This is a genomic window from Streptomyces sp. Je 1-369, assembly GCF_026810505.1.
GTDB lineage: Bacteria > Actinomycetota > Actinomycetes > Streptomycetales > Streptomycetaceae > Streptomyces.
This window is the reverse complement of the sequence record NZ_CP101750.1, coordinates 7,678,121-7,698,994: the sequence shown is the minus strand read 5'-3', so window position 1 is coordinate 7,698,994 and position 20,874 is coordinate 7,678,121. Positions and strand designations below refer to the sequence as shown.

Genomic DNA, 20,874 nt, shown 5'->3' with positions numbered 1-20,874 from the left:
GCAGCGGAGGCCCCGGTTCCACCCCTGACCAGGCGTAACCGGAGCCACCAGGGGGCGTCAGCTGTCGCTGAACTTCCCGCCGTTCTCCGCCTTCTCGACGAGCAGCGCGGGCGGCGCGAACCGCTCCCCGTAGGTCTCGGCGAGTTCACGCGCGCGTGCCACGAAGCCGGGCAGTCCGCCTTCGTAGCCGTTGATGTACTGCAGGACGCCGCCCGTCCAGCCCGGGAAGCCGATGCCGAGGATGGAGCCGATGTTGGCGTCGGCGACGGAGGTCAGGACGCCCTCCTCCAACAGGCGTACGGTGTCGAGCGCTTCGGAGAACAGCATCCGCTCCTGCATGTCCTTGAACGGGATCTCGTGCCCCGGCTTGGTGAAGTGCTCGCGCAGGCCCGGCCAGAGGCGGTCGCGCTTGCCGTCCACGTACTCGTAGAAGCCCGCTCCCCCGCTCCTGCCGGGGCGCCCGAACTCGTCCACCATGCGGTCGATGACGCTGTCGGAGGGGTGCCCCGCCCAGGTGCCGCCCGCCTCCTCGACGGCCCGCCTGGTCTCGTTGCGGATCTTGCGGGGCAGCGTGAGGGTCAGCTCGTCCATGAGGGAGAGGACCTTCGCCGGGTAGCCGGCCTGGGCCGCGGCCTGCTCGACGGAGGCGGGCTCGATGCCCTCGCCGACCATCGCGACGCCTTCGTTGATGAAGTGCCCGATGACGCGCGAGGTGAAGAAGCCGCGCGAGTCGTTCACGACGATCGGCGTCTTGTTGATCTGGCGCACCAGGTCGAAGGCGCGGGCCAGCGCCTCGTCACCGGTCCGCTCGCCCTTGATGATCTCGACGAGCGGCATCTTGTCGACGGGCGAGAAGAAGTGCAGGCCGATGAAGTCGACAGGACGCGAGACGCCCTCCGCCAGCGTGGTGATCGGCAGGGTGGAGGTGTTGGAGCAGAGCAGCGCGTCCGGCTCGATGACGTCCTGGATCTCCTGGAACACCTTGTGCTTGAGCGAGGTGTCCTCGAAGACCGCCTCGATCACCGCGTCGCAGCCCGCGAGGGCCTGCGGGTCCGCGGTCGGCGTGATGCGGGCCAGCAGCGCGTCCGCCTTGTCCTGGCTCGTACGCCCCTTGGCCACGGCCTTGGCGCAGAGCTTCTCGGAGTACGCCTTGCCCTTCTGCGCCGCCTCCGCGGAGACGTCCTTGAGGACGACCTCGATGCCCGCGCGGGCGCACGAGTACGCGATGCCCGCGCCCATCATGCCCGCGCCGAGCACGGCGACCTTGCGGACCTGGCGCGGCTCGATGCCTTTGGGGCGGTTGGCGCCGGAGTTGACGGCCTGGAGGTCGAAGAAGAACGCCTGGATCATGTTCTTCGCGACCTGGCCGGTGACCAGCTCGGTGAAGTACCGGGCCTCGATGGTCAGCGCGGTCTCGAAGTCGACCTGCGAGCCCTCGACGGCCGCGGCGAGGATGTTGCGCGGCGCCGGGTAGTTGGCACCCGCCGTCTGCTTCTTCAGGTTGGCGGGGAAGGCGGGCAGGTTCGCCGCGAACTTCGGGTTGGCCGGGGTGCCGCCCGGGATGCGGTAGCCGGGCTTGTCCCAGGGCTGCTGCGACTCCGGGTTGGCGTCGATGAAGGCGCGCGCCTTCTCCAGCATCTCCTCGCGCGTGGCGGCCACTTCGTGGACGAGGCCGTTCTCCAGGGCGCGCTTCGGGTTGTATTGGGTGCCCTGGAGCAGCACCTTCAGGAGGGCGTCGGCGATGCCCATGAGGCGCACGGTACGGGTGACGCCGCCGCCCGCGGGGAGCAGGCCGAGGGTGACTTCGGGCAGGCCGATCTTGGAGCCGGGCGCGTCGAGGGCGACGCGGTGGTGCGAGGCGAGGGCGATCTCGTAACCGCCGCCGAGGGCGGCGCCGTTGATCGCGGCGACGACGGGCTTGCCGAGGGTCTCGATGCGGCGCAGCGAGTTCTTGATGGCGGTGCCCGCGTCGAACGCCTCCTGGGCGTTCTCCGGGCCGACCTTGATCATGTCCTTGAGGTCGCCGCCCGCGAAGAACGTCTTCTTGGCGGAGGTGTAGATGAACCCGCGGATGGCGTCCTGGTCGGCCTGGACGGCGGCCTCGGCGCGGTCGGCGATCGCCGCGATGGACTCCTTGAACGCCTGGTTCATGGTGTTCGCGGACTGGTTGGGGTCGTCGAGGACGAGGGTGACGACACCGGTGTCGTCCTGTTCCCAGCGGATGGTGGTGCTTGCGGTCATGTTCGTTTCTCCGTGAAGTCTGATGACGGGCGGAATCCGGGGAGGGCGGCTGGGGGTCGTGTCCGGCCGGCCGCCGGTGGGGGCTGGTCGCTCCGTTCCCCGCGCCCCTGAAAGGCGCACTGCGTGCGCCGTCCGAGGGGCCGTGTGGGGGAAGGCGCGGCGAAGCCGCGGGCCTTCAGGGGCGCGGGGAACGGCGCGAGCGACCACGAGGGACCCGCAGTGGGCGACGCGGCCCAGCCCCGCCGGCGCGTAGCCCTACAGCCGTTCCACGATCGTGGCGATGCCCATCCCCCCGCCCACGCACAACGTGGCCAGCCCGTACCGGAGGTCCCGCCGCTCCAGCTCGTCCACGAGCGTCCCGAGGATCATCGCCCCGGTCGCCCCGAGCGGGTGCCCGAGCGCGATCGCACCACCGTTGACGTTGACCTTGTCCAGGGAAAGCCCCATGTCCTTGACGAAGCGCAGCACGACCGCCGCGAACGCCTCGTTGATCTCGACGAGGTCGATGTCGTCGATCGTGAGCCCCGCCTTGGCGAGCGCCTTGCGCGTCGCGGGCGCGGGCCCGGTGAGCATGATCAGCGGGTCGGAGCCGGAGACGGCCGCCGAGACGATCCGCGCGCGCGGAGCGAGCCCGTACCGCTCGCCGACCTCCTTCGTGCCGACGGCGACCAGCGACGCCCCGTCGACGATGCCGGAGGAGTTGCCCGCGTGGTGCACGTGGTCGATCTGCTCGATCCAGTGGTACTTCTGCAGCGCGACCGCGTCGAACCCGCCCAGGTCGCCGATGTCCTTGAAGGACGGCTTCAGCTTGGCGAGGGAGTCGGCGGTGGTGCCGGGCCGCAGGTGCTCGTCGTGGTCGAGGACGACGAGGCCGTTGCGGTCCTTGACGGGCACGACGGACCGGGCGAAGCGGCCGTCCTTCCATGCCGCGGCGGCCCGCTCCTGGGAGAGCGCCGCGTACTCGTCGACGTCGCGCCGCGTGAAGCCCTCGACCGTGGCGATGAGGTCCGCGCCGATGCCCTGTGGCGCGAAGTCGGTCTCGAAGTTGGTCATCGGGTCGGCGAACCAGGCGCCGCCGTCCGACGCCATCGGGACGCGCGACATCGACTCGACGCCGCCCGCGAGCACCAGGTCCTCCCAGCCCGAGCGGACCTTCATCGCGGCGAGGTTGACCGCTTCGAGGCCGGAGGCACAGAAGCGGTTCTCCTGGACGCCCGCGACTGTGTCGGGCAGCCCGGCCGCGATGGCCGCGATGCGCGCGATGTCGGAGCCCTGGTCGCCGACGGGGCCCACCACACCGAGGACGATGTCGTCGATGGCGGCCGGGTCGAGGCCGGGGAAGCGGGCCTGGATCTCGTGGATCAGGCCCACGACGAGGTCGATGGGCTTGGTGCCGTGCAGGGCGCCGTTGGCCTTGCCGCGTCCGCGCGGGGTGCGGATCGCGTCGTATACGTACGCTTCGGTGGTCACGCGTGTGCCTTTCGAGGGTGTCCGAGAGGGTGAGGTCCGGGAGGAGCGGGGGCGGTCAGCCGAGGAGGGAGCGGCCGATGATCTCCTTCATGATCTCGGTCGTGCCGCCGTAGATGGTCTGGATGCGTCCGTCGGTGAAGGCCTTGGCGACGCGGTACTCCGTCATGTAGCCATAGCCTCCGTGCAGTTGCAGACAGCGGTCGGCGACGCGCTTCTGCAGTTCGGTGGCCCACCACTTCGCCATCGACGCGTGCACGGCGTCGAGTTCCCCGTTCGAGTGATCGACGATGCACCGGTCGAGGAACGTGCGGGTGACGGCGCACTCGGTGGCCATCTCCGCGATCTCGAAGCGGATGTGCTGCAACTTGGCGAGCGGACGCCCGAAGGCCTCCCGCTCCTTCACGTAGGTCGTGGTGATGTCCAGGAGGTGCTCGGCGGCGGCGATCCCGGCGACGGCGATGCCCATGCGCTCCTGCGCGAGGTTCGTCATCAGGTGGATGAAGGCACCGTTCAGCTCGCCGAGGAGGTTCTCCTTGGGGACGCGTACGTCGTTGAAGAACAGCTCGGCGGTGTCCTGGGACTTCTGGCCGATCTTGTCGAGGTTGCGGCCCCGCTCGAAGCCTTCCGCGCCGCGCTCGACGACCAGGAGGGACAGGCCGTGGGCGCCCCCATCGGGGGACGTCTTGGCGACGACGATGACGAGGTCGGCGAGGATGCCGTTCGAGATGAACGTCTTGGAGCCGTTGAGCACCCAGTGGTCGCCGCGGTCCTCGGCGGTGGTGCGGATGCCCTGGAGGTCGGAGCCCGCGCCTGGCTCGGTCATCGCGATGGCCGTGATGGTCTCGCCGCCGCAGAAGCCGGGCAGCCAGCGCCGCTTCTGCTCGTCGGTGGCGAGGGAGGTCAGGTAGGGACCGATGATGTCGTTGTGCAGGCCGATGGCGAGGCCCGCGGCGCCCGCGCGGGTGAACTCCTCGGCGAGGACCGCGGAGTAGCGGAAGTCGTCGTTGCCGCCGCCTCCGTACTCCTCGGGAACGGCGAGGCCGAGCAGCCCCTGCTTGCCCGCGGCGAGCCAGGCCTCGCGGGAGACGATGCCGTCCTTCTCCCACTGTTCGTAGTGGGGCAGCACCTCCTTGGCGAGGAAGGTGCGGACGGTCTCGCGGAACGCGTCGTGCTCGGCGGAGAAGATCTGCCGCTTCATGTGTACGTGGCCTCCTGGAGCCCTGTGGGAACCGGTGGGCCCGGTCAGAGCCAGCCCTTGACGGTTTCGATCGACTTGGCCGGCTCGGGGCCGACGGGAATGACGTTGAGCATGGTGACGCCGGCCGCGCGGAAGGCCTCGACGCGCTCGCGTACGTAGCCCGCGGGCCCGCAGAGCGACATGAGCTCGCAGAACTCGTCGGGGACGGCGGCTTCGGCTTCCTTCTTCTTGCCTGCCAGGTAGAGCTCCTGGATGCGTGCGGCCTCCTTCAGCGGTCCGAGGGCGGGATCACGCTTCTCCTTGCCCTCGGCGAGCGGGGCGCCCCACACCTGGTGGGCCTTTTCGGGGAGGAAGAGGGTGGGCAGCCAGCCGTCGGCGATCTCGGCGGTCATACGGACGTTGGCGGGGCCCAGGGAGGCGACGTACAGCGGGACTTCGGGCCGTACCGGCTTGGTGAGGATCTTCAGGGGCTTGCCGAGCCTGCCGCCCTTCTCCGGGGGCAGCGGCATGTCCGTGATGCCGTGGTGGTCGATGACCTCGCGGCGCAGGATGCGGCGGGTCAGCTCGATGGTCTCGCGGGTGCGGCCGAGCGGCCTGTCGTACGTCTTGCCGTGCCAGCCCTCGACGACCTGCGGGCCCGAGGCGCCGAGCCCGATGATCGCGCGCCCGCCGGAGACCGCGTCGAGTCCCGCGGCGGTCTGGGCGATGAGGGCGGGGGTGCGGGAGTAGACGTTGAGGATGGCGGCGCCGATCTTCATGCGCTCCGTGCGCGCCGCCAGATAGCCCATGGTCGTGGGCGAGTCGAAGCCGTACGCCTCCGCGACCCACACGGCGTCCAGGCCCGCGGACTCCAGGGCGGCGGCGCTGTCGGCGGCCTCGCGCGGGTCGCCCGCGTAGGCGAGCGGTGCGGAGATCTGCATCAGTGGTCTTCCTCCGCGGTCGCTCGGGTCGATGGGTGCGAGAGAGCCGGTACGTCCCAGTCGCGGGCCACGTCGGCGGTGTCTGCGCCGGGCTGTGCGGGGCCGCTGCGGACCTGGGCCGGGGTCGCGGAGAAGCGGGGCGCGGGAGCGGGCTGGGTGATGCCGCCGTGGTCGGTGAAGGTGCCGCGGGCCGCGAGGTGCGGGTGGGCGGGCGCCTCGCGCAGGGAGAGCACGGGCGCCACGCACGCGTCGGAGTCCTGGAAGACGGCCGTCCACTGGTCGCGCGTACGTTCCTTGAAGCGGGCGGCGACGGCCTCGCGCAGCTCGCCCCAGCGGGCCAGGTCCTTGCGGGCGGGCGCGGAGTCGGCGAGGCCCAGCAGGGCGGTGAACTCGTCGTAGAACTGCTGCTCCAGGGAGCCCACGGCCATGTAGCCGCCGTCCGCGGTCTCGTACGTCCCGTAGAACGGGCAGCCGCCGTCCAGGAGGTTGGCGCCGCGCCGGTCCTGCCAGCCGCCGGCCGCGAGCATGCCGTGGATCATCGTGGAGAGGTGGGCCGCGCCGTCGACGATGGCGGCGTCCACCACCTGTCCGGTGCCGTGCACGCGCGCGTGGTGCAGCGCGGCGAGGATGCCGACGACGAGATAGAGCGAGCCGCCCGCGTAGTCCCCCACGAGGTTCGCGGGGATGGCGGGCGGCTCGTCGGGGTTGCCGATCATGCCGAGGGTGCCGGTGATGGCGATGTACGCGATGTCGTGGCCCGCGCGCTGGGCGAGCGGCCCTTCCTGGCCCCAGCCGGTCATCCGGCCGTAGACCAGCTTCGGATTGCGGGCGTGGCAGGCGTCGGGTCCCACGCCGAGGCGCTCGGCGACGCCGGGCCGGTAGCCCTCGATGAGGACGTCGGCGCGTGCGGCCAGGCCGAGGACGCGCGCAGGGCCGTCATCAGCCTTGAGGTCGACGATGACGGACCGTTTGTTGCGGTTGGTCACGTCATACTCGGGGTTGATCGCGAGGCCGCCGCCGCCCGGCCGGTCGACGCGCACGACGTCGGCGCCCAGGTCGGCAAGGAGCATGGCCGCGAACGGGCCGGGCCCGATGCCCGCCAGCTCCACCACACGCACTCCGGCGAGCGGTCCGTGAACGCCCTTGCCCGGCATCGTCATTGAGCCCCCAGCACTGTGACACAACTGATGTAACACCAGTGATGCTAAGAACGTGTTCCACTACGCACAAGCCCTTGACGAGCAAGCGCTTAGACAATTCTGGCGGCGTCGCCGCGACGCGCGCTAGCCTCGGCCACCGACAACTGCGCGGGGGCCTACGGCGGAGAGGTGCCATGACCAGTCGTAAGAGCGACAAGAGCAGCGACAACAGCGACGTCAGCGAGCGCGCGTACGACATCGTGCTCTTCGGAGCGACGGGTTTCGTGGGGGTGCTCACCGCTGAGCATCTCGCCGCCCACGCCCCCGAAGGAGTGCGGTGGGCGATCGCCGGGCGCGACACCAGCAAGCTCGAGGGGCTGCGGAAGCGGCTTTCCGCGATCAGTCCGGCGTGCGCGGAACTCCCCCTCGTCCGCGCCGACGTGGCGGACCCCGCGTCGCTGCGGGACATGGCCTCCCACGCGCGCGTGGTCGCCTCCACCGTCGGGCCGTACCTGACGTACGGACAGGAGCTAGTCGGGGCGTGCGCCGAAGCGGGCACTGACTACGTGGACCTGACGGGTGAGCCGGAGTTCGTCGACCTCATGTATGTGAAGCACGACGCCCGCGCGCGGGAGACCGGCGCGCGGCTCGTGCACTCCTGCGGCTTCGACTCGGTCCCGCACGACCTGGGGGCCTACTTCACCGTTCAGCAGCTGCCCGAGGACGTGCCGTTGCGCGTGGACGGGTTCGTCAGGGTCGGCGCGCGGTTCTCCGGCGGCACCTTCGCCTCCGCGCTCAACCAGTTCGGGCGGGGACCGCAGATGCTCGCCGCCGCGAAGGACCGCCGCCGGCACGAACCCCGGGCGGTGGGCCGCAAGGCGTACGCCCCGCCCGGCACGCCCCGGTACGCGGGAGAGGTCGGCGCGTGGGCACTTCCGCTGCCGACGATCGACCCTCAGGTGGTGCAGCGCTCGGCGCGCGCCCTGGACCGGTACGGGCCGGACTTCCGCTACCGGCACTACGCGGCCGTGAAGTCGCTGCCGGTCGCACTGGCCGCCCCCGTGGCCCTCGGCGGGCTCCTCGCGGTCGCGCAGCTGCCGCCCGCGCGGCGGTGGCTGTCCGCGCGCCTGAAGCCCGGGGACGGCCCTGACGAGGCACGCCGTGCGTCGTCGTGGTTCTCGGTCCGGTTCGTCGGCGAGGGCGGCGGGAAGCGGGTGTTCACCGAGGTGTCGGGCGGCGACCCCGGTTACGGGGAGACCGCGCGGATGCTGGGCGAGTCGGCGCTCTGCCTCGCCCTGGACTCCCTGCCGCCGACGGCCGGGCAGGTCACGACGGCCGTGGCGATGGGCGACGCGCTGATCGAGCGACTGCGGACGGTGGGGCTCACGTTCCGGGTCGTCGCGGAGCGCGAGGCATCGCACCTCTAGAGGGACGGCACAGGGAAATGCCCCCGCACGCGCGCGTGCGGGGGCATTTCCCTTGGGGTCCGGTGAGCCGGGGGTCAGGCCACCGGCGCCGGGTAGGTCGGGTACTCGACGCCGGAGACGTACTGGACGACCCGGATGACCTGGCACGAGTAGCCGAACTCGTTGTCGTACCAGAGGTAGAGGATCGCGTTGTCGCCGTCGACCTTGGTGGCACCGGCGTCGACGATCGACGCGTGGCGCGAACCGACGAAGTCCATCGAGACCGCGTCGGGTGCCGTCGTGAAGTCGATCTGCCGCTTCAGCGGCGAGTGCAGCGACACGTCGCGCAGGTAGTCCAGGACCTCGTCGCGGGTGGTCTCGCGGCCCAGGCGCAGGCTGAGGATCGCGATCGAGACGTCCGGCACGGGCACGCGGATCGAGCTGCCGGTGATCGGGGCCTTGAGGTCGGGCAGCGCCTTCGCGACGGCGGAGGCGGCGCCGGTCTCGGTGATGACCATGTTGAGCGGCGCGGAGCGGCCCCGGCGGTCGGCCTTGTGGTAGTTGTCCAGCAGGTTCTGGTCGTTGGTGAACGAGTGGACGGTCTCCACGTGGCCGCGCAGCACGCCGTACTCGTCCGCCATCGCCTTCAGCGGCGGGACGATCGCGTTGGTGGTGCAGGAGGCGCAGGACAGGATCTGCTCGTCCGGCTTGATCGTGTCGTGGTTGACGCCGTGCACGATGTTCGGGACGTCGCCCTTGCCGGGGGCGGTCAGGACGACCTTGTCGATGCCCGGGCGCAGGTGCTTGGAGAGGCCCTCGCGGTCGCGCCACTTGCCGGTGTTGTCGACGAGGATGGCGTCCTTGATGCCGTACGCCGTGTAGTCGACCTCGGACGGGTCGTTGGCGTAGATCACCTTGATCTCGTTGCCGTTGGCGACGATCGTGCTGTTCGCCTCGTCGACGGTGATCGTGCCCTGGAACTGGCCGTGGATGGAGTCGCGGCGCAGCAGCGAGGCGCGCTTCACGAGGTCCTGGTCGCCGCCCCCGCGCACGACGATGGCGCGCAGCCGCAGGCCGTTCCCCGAGCCGGACTTCTCGATGAGAAGACGGGCGACGAGGCGGCCGATGCGGCCGAAGCCGTACAGGACGACGTCGCGTCCCTCGCTGCGCTCGGCCTTGTTGGCGCCGATGGCCCCGGCGACCGCCTCGGCGGTGAACTGCTCGACGGTCAGTCCGCGGTCATCGGCCTTGTGAGCCTCCGCGAGCAGGGCCAGGTCGATCTGCGAGGGGCCGAGGTCGAGCGTGGTGAGAGCCTGCAAGAACGGCAGCGTCTCGGTGACCGAGAGCTCCTGACCGGCGATCTGCCGGGCGAATCGGTGGGTCTTCAGGATGCTGACCACCGACTTGTTCACCAAGGAGCGGCTGTGCAGCAGGACCGTCACGTCCCGCTCGCGGTGCAGCTTCCCGATGATCGGGATCATCGACTCCGCGATCTCCTCGCGGTGCTTCCAATTGGTGAACGAGTCGTCATTGACAGTCACAGGAGTATCTTTCGAGCTAGGCGGCGCTCATATGCTAACCCGCTCACTTGTCCGACTCTCAACCGGCCACTTCCCGCAGTGCCGAGCGGCACAGCGCGTCCGCGCGGCGGGTGGATTCCGGCAGCCGGTAGCGGGGGGTGAGGCGCAGGGTGTGGGCGCAGGCCCGGTCCAGGGAGACCCGGTGCCCCGCGGAGACGAAGACCGGCTTCACGCCCTCGCGGGTGCGCAGCGCACGCCCCACCTCTTCCGCGCCGTCCAGCAGCGGCGACGCGCTTCCCCGCGCGGTGGCCGGATCCTCGTACGCGAAGGTGAAGGGGTTCTTGGCGACGCCGATGGTCGGCAGTCCCGTCAGGACGCCCAGGTGGCTCGCCAGGCCGAAGCGGCGCGGGTGGGCCACTCCGTAGCCGTCGCAGACGACCAGGCCGGGGTCGGAGCGCAGCCCGCCGAGCGCGCTCAGGACCGTGGGGATCTCACGGAACGCGAGCAGGCCGGGGACATAGGGGAACGCCACCTTGCCGACGGCCGTCGCCTCCTCGACCACGTCGAGCGTCGCGGCGTCGAGGACCACGACGGCCGCGGCGACGACGCCCCGCTCGTCGTCGTACGCGACGTCCACGCCGGTCACACGGCCCGTGCCGGGCGGCGGGCCCGTCTCGTCGAGGACGACGCGGGCGCGCAGTTCGTCCTGGACGGCGCGTGCCGTCCGCTCGTCGGTGGGCCAGTCGGAGGGCATCGCGTAGCTGCTCATAGTGCGGGGAAGCCTAGTTGGCGCGAAAACGCGCCCCCTTCCGGCCGAAGGCGTTCGGCATTAAAGACGCGTAAAGATTGCCGGGTTCAGGCAATGAACGGCACCGGTCCGCCATGTCACCATTCCCTCGTACCGAGGTGAACGGCGCGACGGGGGAAGTGATCCGATGACGGTGTTTCTTGGTCTCGGCATCGCGGGGATCGTGCTGCTGGTGCTCTCGCTCCTCCTCGACGGGGTCCTGGAAGGACTCTTCGGAGGAGCGGGGGCGCTGGACGGGCTCTTCGACGGGCTCCTGTCCCTGCCGGTCATCGCCGGATTCGTCTCCATGCTCGGCTTCGGCGGAGCGCTCGTGCTCGGCACGACCGGCCTCGGCGCCGGTCCCGCCACCGTCGCGGGAGCCTGCGCCGGGACCGGGGCGGGCTGGGTGACGTGGAAGGTCACCCGCGCCCTGATGCGCGAACAGACCGCTCCCACACCGCGCGGCGACGATCTCGTGGGCACCGCGGGGTCCGTGGTCACGGCGATTCCGGCGGACGGCTACGGCGAGGTGCTGCTGCACCTCGCGGGCCAGCGCGTGAAGTACGCGGCCCGCAGCTCCGCCGCGGTGGCACAGGGCACCGAGATCTGGGTCGACGCGGCACTGTCGCCGACGTCGGTGGCGGTCCGGCCCGTCGAACGCTGAGCGCCACCGTTCCACCGCCTCACCAATCTTCGCAACCGATCTGCCGTCCCCGGGTGGCAAGGGGGGAATGCACCATGAGTCCAGTTCTGTTCTCGTTCGTCGGAGTCGTCGTACTCCTCGTCCTGTTGGCGCTCGTCGTCATCACGCGCTACAAGGTCGCCGGGCCCAGCGAGGCCTTCATCGTGACCGGCCGGCGCGGCAAGAAGTCCACCGATCCGGACACCGGCCGGGTCATGACCGACAACAGCGGCCAGAAGGTCGTGGTCGGCGGTGGCGTCTTCGTCGTGCCGTTCGTGCAGCAGAAGTTCACCCTCGACCTGTCCTCACGGCACATCCCGATCGCCGTGCGTGGCGCGGTCACGCTGCGCGGCGTCAAGGCGAACCTCGAAGGCGTCGCCATCGTGAAGGTCGGCGGCACCGAGGACTCGATACGGGCCGCGGCCCAGCGCTTCCTCGTGCAGCAGGACGGCATCGTCGGCTTCACGCAGGAGGTGCTCTCCGGCGCGCTGCGCTCCATCGTGGGCCGCATGTCGGTCGAGGACATCATCCGGGACCGTGCCGCGTTCGCCGGGCAGGTCGCCGAGGAGGCCGAGGCCAGCCTCTCCGGGCAGGGCCTGGTCCTCGACGCCTTCCAGATCCAGGACATCACCACCGAGGGCTCCTACCTGGAGGACCTCGGCCGTCCGGAGGCCGCCCGCGCCAGGCAGGAGGCGGACATCGCCGAGGCCGTGGCGCGCCGCGCCGCCGAGCAGGCACGCCTGAAGGCGGAGGAGGAGATCGCCGTCGCGCAGCGGACCTTCTACCTCAAGCAGGCCGAGATCAAGGCCGAGACGGACGAGGCGGCGGCGCGTGCGAGCGCCGCGGGGCCGCTCGCCGAGGCCGCGCGGCAGCAGGACGTGCTCACCGAGCAGGAGAAGGTCGCCAAGCGCCAGGCGGCGCTCACCGACAGCGAGTTGGACACCCAGGTCCGCAAGCCCGCCGACGCCGCGCGCTACCAGGCCGAGCAGGAGGCGGAGGCCCGCAGGATCGGCCTGGTCAAGCAGGCGGAGGCCGACGCGCAGCGGGCTCGTCTGACCGGTGAGGGCGAGAAGGCGCACCGTGCCGCACTGGCCGACGCCGTACGCCTGGAGGGTGAGGCCGAGGCCGCCTCGATCGGCGCACGGGGTGCCGCGGAGGCGGAGGCGATGCGCAAGAAGGCCGACGCGTTCGCGCAGTACGGCGACGCGGCCGTCCTGCAGATGCTCGTCGAGGTCCTGCCGAGCGTGGTCGCCAAGGCGTCCGAGCCGCTCAGCGCGGTGGACAAGATGACGGTCATCTCGACGGACGGGGCGGGCCAGCTGTCCCGCACGGTCGCCGACAACGTCGCCCAGGGCGTCGAGCTCCTCAGCTCCACGACGGGGGTCGACCTCGCCGAGCTGCTCAAGAACATCACGGGCGGCAGGTCCGCGAGCCCCGTCGCCCCGGCTGCCTCCGCCCCCTCGGCCCCCTCGGCCAACGGGAAGATCGAAGTCACCGACTGAGCACACGTCGTCCTTGGCCGAGGTCTGCGCAGCCGGGGCCGCCCGGTAGCCTCGCGATCATGTTCATTCTCGAATTGACCTACACCGCGCCGGTCTCCGCCGTCGACGAGCAGCTGGAGGCCCACGTCGCCTGGCTCGACCAGCAGTACGAGGCAGGCGTGTTCATCGCATCGGGCCGCAAGAACCCGCGCGACGGCGGCGTGATCATCGCCGTCGCGCGGGACCGCGCGGAGATCGAGAAGCTCGTCGCCGAGGACCCGTTCACCGTGGCCGAGGTGTGCACGTACCGGATCACCGAGTTCTACGCGACGAAGACGGCCCCGCCCCTCGCCACGTACCGCGAGCAGCTCCCGGCCTGAACCCCGCGTCGGGGCCGGCCTACCGCCGTCCCTCCAGGCGGGCGATCCGTCCCTTCTCCCCCGCGGCCCAGCAGCCCCGGTCAGGGGTGCAGTCCACGGTGTCGTACGACCCGGAATCGACGGTCCGCCAGCTCCGGCCGCCGTCCGTCGTGACGTCGGTGCCCGTCGGGCCGACCGCGAGCGCAACGGAGCGGCTGTGCGGGAACCACGCCACGCCCGAGCGGTAGGCGGGCGGCGGCGCCCCCGCCTGGTCCCAGCGGCCGCCGCCGTCCCGGGTCACCGCGGCCGCCTTCGGGGACGGCTGGTCTGCGCGGTAGTCGCCGCCCACCGCGATGCCGTGCGTACGGTCGCGGAAGGCGAGCCCGAAGACGCCGCGGGCCGGGTCGCCCGCCGGGATCGGCGCATCGATGGCCTTCCAGGTCAGTCCGCGGTCGGCGGAGTGCAGGACACGCGCGCGTGCCGCACCGCCCGTGGCCAGCCACACGTCCCGCGGCCCGTTGCTCACCAGGCACTGGCCGCTCGCCGCGAACCCGGCCTCGCCCTCCTGTGCCGCGGGCATCCCGGCGTTCGGCAGGACCTTCCAGGGCCGGCCACCGTCGGCGGTGGACAGGATGCGGAACTTCCCGTCGACGGGATCGCTCATCGCCAGGCCGTGGCGCCGGTCGAAGAAGGTCATGCAGTCGTAGAACGCCTTGGCGTCGGTGTTGCGGAACGACTCCGTCCAGGTGGCCCCGCCGTCGTCGGTGCGCAGCACCCGCGACGCCTCGCCCTCACCGATGGCGAGGACCACCGCGCGGCGGCCGTCGAATGCCTCGATGTCGCGGAACTCCAGACCGGCGGCGCCGGGCGGGGAGACTTCGCGCCACGTCTTGCCCCCGTCGGCGGTACGCAGCACCGTCCCCTTCGTACCGGCCACCCACGCCGTGTTCCGGCTGACCGCGGCGAGGCCCCGGAAGCGGGCGTCGGTGCCGCTGTCCTTGAGCTGCCAGTGCGGTTTCCGGTCCGGGTGGTGCGCGCCGCCGTCCGCCCGCGCGGCGCCCGGTGCCGCGAGGACGGTTCCGGCGAGCATCGCCCCGCACAGTCCCGTCAATACCATCCGCCTCGTCGACTTCGTCTTCCCCATGCCCCTCATGGCGGGCGAAGCTAGCCGACGCGCGGGCCCTCGTCCAGATGGCCTGAAGGCGTCCCCCATGGGGTGGTCGCTGGGAACCGCGAACCCCGCCAGGGTGTCGCGGTGACAGAGGTCACTCGCTCCGGACCGCCCTCCGTGTGCACGGATCCGGTCTTTCCGTCGTCTATTCAAGTGCCGACCCCAGTCGTCCAGCAGTCAGTGAGGGAGCAGGCGTTGTCCACCGTCATCGAGCAAGCCGTAGAGGCCCGCCTGGTCGCCGCCGAGCCGCGGATGCCGACCATTCCCGCAACGCTCCACTACGACCGGCGGGATCCGTTCGCCGTGCGCATGAGCTTCCCCGCTCCCGCGACCCTGGAGGGCGTCGAGGTCTACTGGACCTTCGCCCGTGAGCTCCTCGTCCACGGCGTGGAGCGGGCGGTGGGCGACGGCGACGTGCGCGTGCGTCCGTACGGGTTCGACCGCACGGTCGTGGAGTTCCACGCCCCCGAGGGCACCGCGATCGTCCACATCCGCACCGGCGACCTCCGCCGTTTCCTGCACCGCACGATGACGCTGGTGCCGGCCGGGCAGGAGAGCCGCCACGTGGATCTGGACCAGGACCTGGCCGAGCTGATGCGGGACGCGTGCTGAGCGACGGGTTCGCCCTTCGGTTCAGTCCCCGCCTCCCCCGTCTCCCCCGCTCGACGAGCGCGCCGTCTCCGCGGCCGTGATCGCCGAGGCCAGCGCCTTGCGGAGGGCGCGCATCTGCTGGGTCACCTCGAGCGACGCGCCCCCGCCGCGGTCGGTGAGCTCCGTGAGCCGGTCCTTGTACCGCCTGCGGTCCTTGCCGGTGACGAACGGACGCACCTTGCCGGTGGCCGCGCACATCACGAGGGCCGCCTCGCTCTCGGACACCTCCGTGATCGACCGGGGCCCGCGCAGCACCATGCCCGCCTCGGCCTGCAGCGCCTCCGCGTATCCGGCGCGCTCCAGCTCCCAGTGCCGTACGGGGAAGATCCCGAGGACGCGCCGGCGCTCCAGGCGCAGATAGCCGTGGGCGGTGAGCTGGTCACGTACCTCGTTCAGGGTGTTGCCTGAACGGTGTGTCATCCACCCGCGCCATTTGCGCGGCCTGGACTCCTCGATGAGCTCGGCGAGTGCGTCGAGCACCGTGTCGCCCGTGCGCGCACCGGTCACCGGGGTGACGATGCCGTCCGTCTCGACGATCACACCGCGCTGGGCGAGCTCGGCCAGCGCGCCCGCGCGGATGACGAGGTGCAGGTCGGGGCCGCCGGTGAACTTCTTTCTCTCCCCGTTCCACGCCAGGAGCAGCAGCCTGGCGGGCAGGGACAGCGTGCCGTAGTGCACGGCGCCTCCTCGGTCGGCGTTCACGGAGCCGGGGCGTGGCCGCACGATAAGACGTTGACACCCCCCGGAACACGTCCTACGGTGTACAACGATTCTGTTGCCGTCGATAGGAGTAGGACGTTGCTCGTCTGAGGTCATGAGACACCGCGTCACACAGCCTTCGCTGCCGTGCGCGTCGTGTGCGACCTCGGCTTCACGAGCCGTCCCGTCCCCCGGCACAGGCCTTTTCTCATTCTCCGGCCTTCCCTCCGCCGCGGTGTCTCGAACGCGTTGCCCCTGACCGCGCTTCACACCACGCAACCGCGAGGCCTGTATGTCTACCCACCCCACCTCCATCAGCTGTACGTCGCTCTCCTTCGCCTGGGCCGACGGCACCGGCGTCTTCGACGGCCTGCAGGTCGCCTTCGGGCCCGGCAGGACCGGACTCATCGGCGTCAACGGGTCAGGAAAGTCAACCCTGTTGAAGCTCGTCGCGGGCGAGCTGACGCCCACCGAGGGCGCGGTGCGTGTCGCCGGTGACGTCGGGTACCTGCCGCAGAACGTCACCCTCGACACCGGCCTGCGCGTCGACGAGGTGCTCGGCATCGCCGTGACCCGCGCCGCGCTGCACGCCATCGAGGCGGGTGACGTGCGCGAGGAGCACTTCACGGCGGTCGGCGACGACTGGGACGTCGAGGAGCGCGCCCTCGCCACCCTCGACCAGCTCGGGCTCGGCCACATCGGCCTCGACCGCACCACGGGTGAGGTGTCGGGCGGCGAGTCGGTGCTGCTGCGCCTGGCCGCGCTGTTGCTGCGCCGTCCCGACGTACTCCTTCTCGACGAACCCACCAATAACCTCGACCTGTACGCCCGTCGGCGGCTGTACGCGGCTGTCGAGGCGTGGTCCGGCGTCCTGGTCGTCGTCAGCCACGACCGTGAACTCCTGGACCTGGTCGACCAGATCGCCGATCTCCGTGACGGGGAGGTGAGTTGGTACGGCGGCAACTTCAGTGCGTACGAGGAGGCCCTCGCCGTGGAGCAGGAGGCGGCCGAGCGCATGGTGCGCGTCGCCGAGACCGACTTGCGCAAGCAGAAGCGCGATCTCGCCGACGCCCAGGTCAAGCTGGCCCGCCGCAAGCGGTACGGCCAGAGGATCCAGGACAGCAGGAGCCAGCCGAAGATCCTGATGGGCGCCCGCAAACGCGCCGCACAGGAGTCGGCGGGCAAGCACCGCATCATGCACGAGGAGAAGCTCGCCGAGGCGAAGGAGCGTCTCGACGACGCCGTCGAGGCAGTGCGGGAGGACGACGAGATCCGCGTCGACCTGCCGCACACCCTGGTCCATCCGGGGCGCACGGTGCTCACCCTGAGCAACCTCGAACTGTGCTACGGCGCGCGCGTGCAGGGCGAGTTCGAGCTGCGCGGGCCCGAGCGGATCGCCTTGACCGGCCGGAACGGCGCGGGCAAGACCACGCTTCTGCGCACGATCGCCAAGGAGCTGGAACCGGTCTCCGGCGAGGCGCTGACCCATGTGCCGATGCGCTTCCTGCCGCAGCGCCTCGACGTGCTCGACGGCGAGCTGACCGTCGCCGAGAACGTGGCGGCGTACGCTCCCGACGCGACCAACAACCGCGTCAGAGCGCGGCTGGCCCGCTTCCTGTTCAAGGGCGCCAAGGCCGATCAGCGGGCGGCGACCCTGTCGGGCGGCGAACGGTTCCGTGCGGCGCTCGCGGCGCTGCTGCTCGCGGAGCCCGCGCCGCAGCTGCTGATGCTCGACGAGCCGACGAACAACCTCGACATGGCGAGCGTGAAGCAGCTGTCGACGGCCCTGGAGTCGTACGAGGGCGCGCTGATCGTGGCCAGCCACGACGTGCCGTTCCTGGAGTCCATCGGCATCACGCGGTGGCTGCTCCTGGACGGAGAACTCAAGGAGATCACTCAGGAAAAGAAGACAGACGCTGTCGGGTATTCGGCCTAGCTTCGGGTGTATGGACCAGAACCACGAGGACACGCCCCCGGACACGCACCGTTACATCGCGATCGACGGAGCCCGCGAGAACAACCTCAAGGAGGTGAGCCTGCGCATCCCCAAGGGCAGGCTCACCGTCTTCACAGGTGTGTCGGGGTCCGGGAAGTCGTCGGTCGTCTTCGACACGATCGCGGTGGAGTCGCAGCGGCAGCTGAACGAGACGTTCACCTGGTTCGTCCGCAACCGGCTGCCGAAGTACGAGCGGCCGCACGCGGACGCCATCGAGGAGCTCTCCCCCGCGATCGTCGTCGACCAGAAGCCGATCGGCGGCCACTCCCGCTCCACCGTGGGCACGATGACGGACATCTACTCCGTGATCCGCGTGCTGTTCTCCCGGCACGGCACGCCGAGCGCGGGCCCGGCGACGGCGTACTCGTTCAACGACCCGTCGGGCATGTGCACGGAGTGCGACGGGCTCGGGCGCACGGTGCGGCCCGACTACGACCGCATCCTCGACCCCGCCAGGTCCCTGGCGGACGGCGCGATCCTCTTCCCGCCGTTCGCCGTGGGCACCTGGCAGGGCCAGACGTACACGAACACGCCCGACCTGGACACGCACAAGCCCGTCGGTGAATTCACCGCCACGGAACGGCAGTTCCTGATGCGCGGCGGGAGCGGCGGCGGGCGCGCGCGGAAGAAGGTGAACGTCGACAACACGGGCGGCGCACGGGACATCGACTACGAAGGACTCGCCGACCGCTTCGAGCGGCTCTACCTCAACCGCGACCTGTCCGCGCTCTCCCAGAAGACCCGCGACCTGGTGCAGGGCTTCCTGCACGAGGGCCCCTGCCCCGCCTGCCACGGGGCCCGCCTCAATCCGGCGGCGCTCTCCTCCCGCATCGACGGCCTCGGCATCGCCGACTGCGCCCGGATGGAAGTCACCGACCTGATCCGCGCGTTGGGGCGCGTCGACGACCCGGTGGCGGGGCCGATCGCGGCGGCCGCCGTGGCGGCACTGGAACGGATCGAGGCGATCGGTCTTGGCTACCTCAGCCTGGACCGCGAGACGTCCACGCTCTCCGGGGGCGAGGGCCAGCGCCTGAAGATGGTGCGCCACCTCGGGTCCAGCCTCACCGGGATGACGTACATCTTCGACGAGCCGAGCGTCGGGCTGCACCCGCGCGACGTGGGACGCCTGGGCGCCCTCCTGCTCCGGCTGCGCGACAAGGGCAACACCGTCCTGGTCGTCGAGCACGACCCCGACGTGATCGCGATCGCCGACCACGTCGTCGACATGGGCCCGGCGGCCGGCACCGACGGCGGCCTGGTCGTCTTCGAGGGCACCCCGCAGGAACTGCGCCGGGCCGACACCCTCACCGGCCGCCACCTTCGGCGCGCCACCGGCATCAAGGAACACCCGCGCGAGGCGAACGGCGGCCACTGGATCAAGGACGCCGATCTGCACAACCTCAAGAACGTGAGCGTGCGGGTACCCACGGGGGTCCTCACGGCGGTCACCGGCGTCGCCGGTTCCGGCAAGAGCACCCTGGTGTCGAAGGCGTACACCGACGCGTACCCGGACGCCGTCGTCGTGGACCAGTCGTCCATCGGCATCTCGGGCCGCTCCACCCCGGCGACGTACCTGGGGATCATGGACACGGTGCGCAAGGTGTTCGCGCGCGAGACCGGCGCGAAGGCGAGCCTGTTCAGCTTCAACTCCCACGGTGCGTGCGAGCGTTGCCAGGGGCGCGGGGTCATCTACAGCGACCTGGCGTTCATGGACCCGGTCACCACGACGTGCGAGGCGTGCGAGGGACGGCGCTTCAAGGAGGAGGTGCTGCGGCTCACCGTCGGCGGGCGGTCCGTCGTGGACGTCCTGGAGATGACGGCCGAGCAGGCCCTGGACTTCTTCGCGCGCCTCGACGACACGTCGGTGCGCCGTCGGCTGCGAGCCCTGCGGGACGTGGGACTCACCTACCTCACACTCGGGCAGCCGCTGAGCACGCTCTCCGGCGGTGAGCGCCAACGCATCAAGCTGGCCACGCGGTTGCACCGCACGGGCACGACGTACGTCCTGGACGAGCCGACCACCGGGCTGCACATGGCGGACATCGACGGACTGCTCGCCCTGCTCGACCGCTTGGTCGACGCCGGCAACACGGTGATCGTCGTCGAGCACAACCTCGACGTCGTCAAGCACGCGGACTGGGTGATCGACCTGGGCCCCGACGGCGGCAAGCACGGCGGGCGGATCGTCTTCGAGGGGACGCCCGCGCAACTCCTGCGGGCCGAGGGCTCGTTCACGGCGGATCACTTGCGAGGCGCTCTGGGCGGGGGCGGGCGCCGCGCTGCATGATGTTGCGGCATCCGCCCCGCCCGCGTGAGGAGAGCCGTCCGTGCCCAGCAAGAAGGCCCTGATCCGCCGCCCGAGCCCGCGCCTCGCGGAAGGCCTGGTCACCCGCACCCCCGTCGACGTGCGCCTCGCGATAAGGCAGTGGGAGGCGTACGTGGCGGCGCTGGACGCCCACGGCTGGGAGACCGTCGAGGTGGAGCCCGCGGACGCGTGCCCCGACTCGGTCTTCGTGGAGGACGCGGTCGTCGCCTTCCGGAACGTGGCCCTCATAGCCCGGTCCGGGGTTCGCTCCCGGCAGGGCGAGACGACCGGCGTCGAGGAGGCGGTGGGCAGGCTCGGGTGCTCGGTCAACTGGGTGTGGGAGCCGGGCACGCTGGAGGGCGGCGACGTGCTCAAGATCGGCGACACCCTCTACGTCGGGCGGGGCGGCAGGACGAACGCCGAGGGGGTGCGGCAACTGCGGGCCGTCTTCGAGCCGCTGGGGGCCCGGGTCGTCTCCGTACCCGTGGCCAAGGTCCTGCATCTGAAGTCCGCCGTGACGGCACTGCCCGACGGGACGGTCATCGGGTACGAGCCGCTCGTCGACAGCCCCTCGCTCTTCCCCCGCTTCCTGCCCGTACCGGAGGAGGCGGGCGCGCACGTGGTGCTGCTCGGCGGCTCGGGACTGCTCATGGCGGCGAGCGCGCCCCGCAGCGCGGAGCTGTTCGCCGATCTCGGCTTCGACCCGGTGCCGGTGGACATCAGTGAGTTCGAGAAGCTCGAAGGGTGTGTGACGTGCCTCTCGGTCCGGCTCCGTGAGCTGTACGCCTGACCAGCAGTGGGGCCTCAGTGATGAGAGGGACGGGTGGGCCCCGGGCTCACAGCCTCTTT

Annotated in this window: 17 protein-coding genes; 8 read left to right on the top strand and 9 right to left on the bottom strand. The window is 71.0% G+C overall.

From position 1 onward, the window contains the following. Window positions 1–57: 57 nt before the first annotated feature. The 5 genes from NOO62_RS34370 to NOO62_RS34350 form a co-directional block, all read right to left on the bottom strand. Window positions 58–2,241 (bottom strand): 3-hydroxyacyl-CoA dehydrogenase NAD-binding domain-containing protein, encoded by a 2,184-nt coding sequence (locus tag NOO62_RS34370; RefSeq protein WP_268774692.1) that lies wholly within the window; start codon window positions 2,239–2,241, stop codon window positions 58–60. Window positions 2,242–2,496: 255 nt separating this feature from the next. Next, the gene (locus NOO62_RS34365) at window positions 2,497–3,711 is read right to left on the bottom strand and encodes an acetyl-CoA C-acetyltransferase (protein WP_268774691.1); all 1,215 of its coding nucleotides are present in this window, start codon (window positions 3,709–3,711) and stop codon (window positions 2,497–2,499) included. Between the two features lie 55 nt (window positions 3,712–3,766). Beyond that, window positions 3,767–4,909, bottom strand: a complete 1,143-nt coding sequence (locus tag NOO62_RS34360) for an acyl-CoA dehydrogenase family protein (RefSeq protein WP_268774690.1) — start codon at window positions 4,907–4,909, stop codon at window positions 3,767–3,769. Between the two features lie 44 nt (window positions 4,910–4,953). Beyond that, window positions 4,954–5,829, bottom strand: a complete 876-nt coding sequence (locus NOO62_RS34355; RefSeq protein WP_268774689.1) for an LLM class flavin-dependent oxidoreductase — start codon at window positions 5,827–5,829, stop codon at window positions 4,954–4,956. Continuing rightward, window positions 5,829–6,983, bottom strand: a complete 1,155-nt coding sequence (locus tag NOO62_RS34350; protein WP_268775919.1) for a CaiB/BaiF CoA transferase family protein — start codon at window positions 6,981–6,983, stop codon at window positions 5,829–5,831. The genes NOO62_RS34355 and NOO62_RS34350 overlap by 1 nt, the downstream gene beginning before the upstream one ends. A 179-nt stretch (window positions 6,984–7,162) precedes the next feature. Here NOO62_RS34350 and NOO62_RS34345 point away from each other — a divergent pair, with 179 nt between their 5' ends. After that, window positions 7,163–8,395, top strand: coding sequence for a saccharopine dehydrogenase family protein (locus NOO62_RS34345; protein WP_268774688.1), 1,233 nt, complete (start codon window positions 7,163–7,165; stop codon window positions 8,393–8,395). Window positions 8,396–8,469: 74 nt separating this feature from the next. Here NOO62_RS34345 and NOO62_RS34340 read toward each other — a convergent pair whose 3' ends face one another. Continuing rightward, a complete protein-coding gene (locus tag NOO62_RS34340; protein ID WP_268774687.1) occupies window positions 8,470–9,915 on the bottom strand; it encodes a glyceraldehyde-3-phosphate dehydrogenase in 1,446 nt (481 codons plus the stop codon). Window positions 9,916–9,973: 58 nt separating this feature from the next. Beyond that, window positions 9,974–10,663 carry an endonuclease V gene (locus NOO62_RS34335; RefSeq protein WP_268774686.1) on the bottom strand — a complete coding sequence of 230 codons (690 nt, stop codon included), beginning with the start codon at window positions 10,661–10,663 and terminating at the stop codon, window positions 9,974–9,976. Between the two features lie 166 nt (window positions 10,664–10,829). Between NOO62_RS34335 and NOO62_RS34330 the strand changes: the two genes are divergently transcribed. From NOO62_RS34330 to NOO62_RS34320, 3 genes are all read left to right on the top strand, one after another. Beyond that, a complete protein-coding gene (locus NOO62_RS34330; RefSeq protein ID WP_268774685.1) occupies window positions 10,830–11,345 on the top strand; it encodes a hypothetical protein in 516 nt (171 codons plus the stop codon). A gap of 74 nt (window positions 11,346–11,419) precedes the next feature. After that, entirely contained in the window at window positions 11,420–12,865 is a 1,446-nt protein-coding gene (locus NOO62_RS34325) for a flotillin family protein (RefSeq protein WP_268774684.1), read from the top strand. A gap of 59 nt (window positions 12,866–12,924) precedes the next feature. Next, complete coding sequence (locus NOO62_RS34320; protein ID WP_268774683.1) at window positions 12,925–13,224, top strand: YciI family protein; 300 nt, start codon at window positions 12,925–12,927, stop codon at window positions 13,222–13,224. Between the two features lie 19 nt (window positions 13,225–13,243). On the opposite strand, the gene NOO62_RS34315 is transcribed toward NOO62_RS34320, so the two are convergent. Then, window positions 13,244–14,347, bottom strand: coding sequence for a WD40/YVTN/BNR-like repeat-containing protein (locus NOO62_RS34315; RefSeq protein ID WP_414930936.1), 1,104 nt, complete (start codon window positions 14,345–14,347; stop codon window positions 13,244–13,246). Window positions 14,348–14,569: 222 nt separating this feature from the next. On the opposite strand from NOO62_RS34315, the gene NOO62_RS34310 reads away from it, so the two are divergent. Beyond that, complete coding sequence (locus tag NOO62_RS34310) at window positions 14,570–14,986, top strand: SsgA family sporulation/cell division regulator (RefSeq protein WP_268774681.1); 417 nt, start codon at window positions 14,570–14,572, stop codon at window positions 14,984–14,986. 21 nt (window positions 14,987–15,007) lie between these two features. On the opposite strand, the gene NOO62_RS34305 is transcribed toward NOO62_RS34310, so the two are convergent. Then, complete coding sequence (locus NOO62_RS34305; protein WP_268774680.1) at window positions 15,008–15,748, bottom strand: GOLPH3/VPS74 family protein; 741 nt, start codon at window positions 15,746–15,748, stop codon at window positions 15,008–15,010. Between the two features lie 268 nt (window positions 15,749–16,016). On the opposite strand from NOO62_RS34305, the gene NOO62_RS34300 reads away from it, so the two are divergent. From NOO62_RS34300 to ddaH, 3 genes are read left to right on the top strand one after another with little or no spacing between them, the layout of a single operon-like run. After that, on the top strand, window positions 16,017–17,660 hold the full coding sequence (locus NOO62_RS34300) for an ABC-F family ATP-binding cassette domain-containing protein (RefSeq protein WP_268774679.1): 1,644 nt from the start codon (window positions 16,017–16,019) through the stop codon (window positions 17,658–17,660). Window positions 17,661–17,670: 10 nt separating this feature from the next. Next, the gene (locus NOO62_RS34295; protein WP_268774678.1) at window positions 17,671–20,007 is read left to right on the top strand and encodes an excinuclease ABC subunit UvrA; all 2,337 of its coding nucleotides are present in this window, start codon (window positions 17,671–17,673) and stop codon (window positions 20,005–20,007) included. 40 nt (window positions 20,008–20,047) lie between these two features. Continuing rightward, window positions 20,048–20,815, top strand: a complete 768-nt coding sequence (ddaH, locus tag NOO62_RS34290; protein ID WP_268774677.1) for a dimethylargininase — start codon at window positions 20,048–20,050, stop codon at window positions 20,813–20,815. Window positions 20,816–20,874 lie beyond the last annotated feature (59 nt).

Coding starts and splice junctions, on each gene's coding strand:
- NOO62_RS34370 (WP_268774692.1), bottom strand. CDS start 2,241: ATGACCGCAAGCACCACCATCCGCTGGGAACAGGACGACACCGGTGTC.
- NOO62_RS34360 (WP_268774690.1), bottom strand. CDS start 4,909: ATGAAGCGGCAGATCTTCTCCGCCGAGCACGACGCGTTCCGCGAGACC.
- NOO62_RS34355 (WP_268774689.1), bottom strand. CDS start 5,829: ATGCAGATCTCCGCACCGCTCGCCTACGCGGGCGACCCGCGCGAGGCC.
- NOO62_RS34350 (WP_268775919.1), bottom strand. CDS start 6,983: ATGCCGGGCAAGGGCGTTCACGGACCGCTCGCCGGAGTGCGTGTGGTG.
- NOO62_RS34345 (WP_268774688.1), top strand. CDS start 7,163: ATGACCAGTCGTAAGAGCGACAAGAGCAGCGACAACAGCGACGTCAGC.
- NOO62_RS34335 (WP_268774686.1), bottom strand. CDS start 10,663: ATGAGCAGCTACGCGATGCCCTCCGACTGGCCCACCGACGAGCGGACG.
- NOO62_RS34330 (WP_268774685.1), top strand. CDS start 10,830: ATGACGGTGTTTCTTGGTCTCGGCATCGCGGGGATCGTGCTGCTGGTG.
- NOO62_RS34325 (WP_268774684.1), top strand. CDS start 11,420: ATGAGTCCAGTTCTGTTCTCGTTCGTCGGAGTCGTCGTACTCCTCGTC.
- NOO62_RS34320 (WP_268774683.1), top strand. CDS start 12,925: ATGTTCATTCTCGAATTGACCTACACCGCGCCGGTCTCCGCCGTCGAC.
- NOO62_RS34315 (WP_414930936.1), bottom strand. CDS start 14,347: ATGGGGAAGACGAAGTCGACGAGGCGGATGGTATTGACGGGACTGTGC.
- NOO62_RS34300 (WP_268774679.1), top strand. CDS start 16,017: ATGTCTACCCACCCCACCTCCATCAGCTGTACGTCGCTCTCCTTCGCC.
- NOO62_RS34295 (WP_268774678.1), top strand. CDS start 17,671: ATGGACCAGAACCACGAGGACACGCCCCCGGACACGCACCGTTACATC.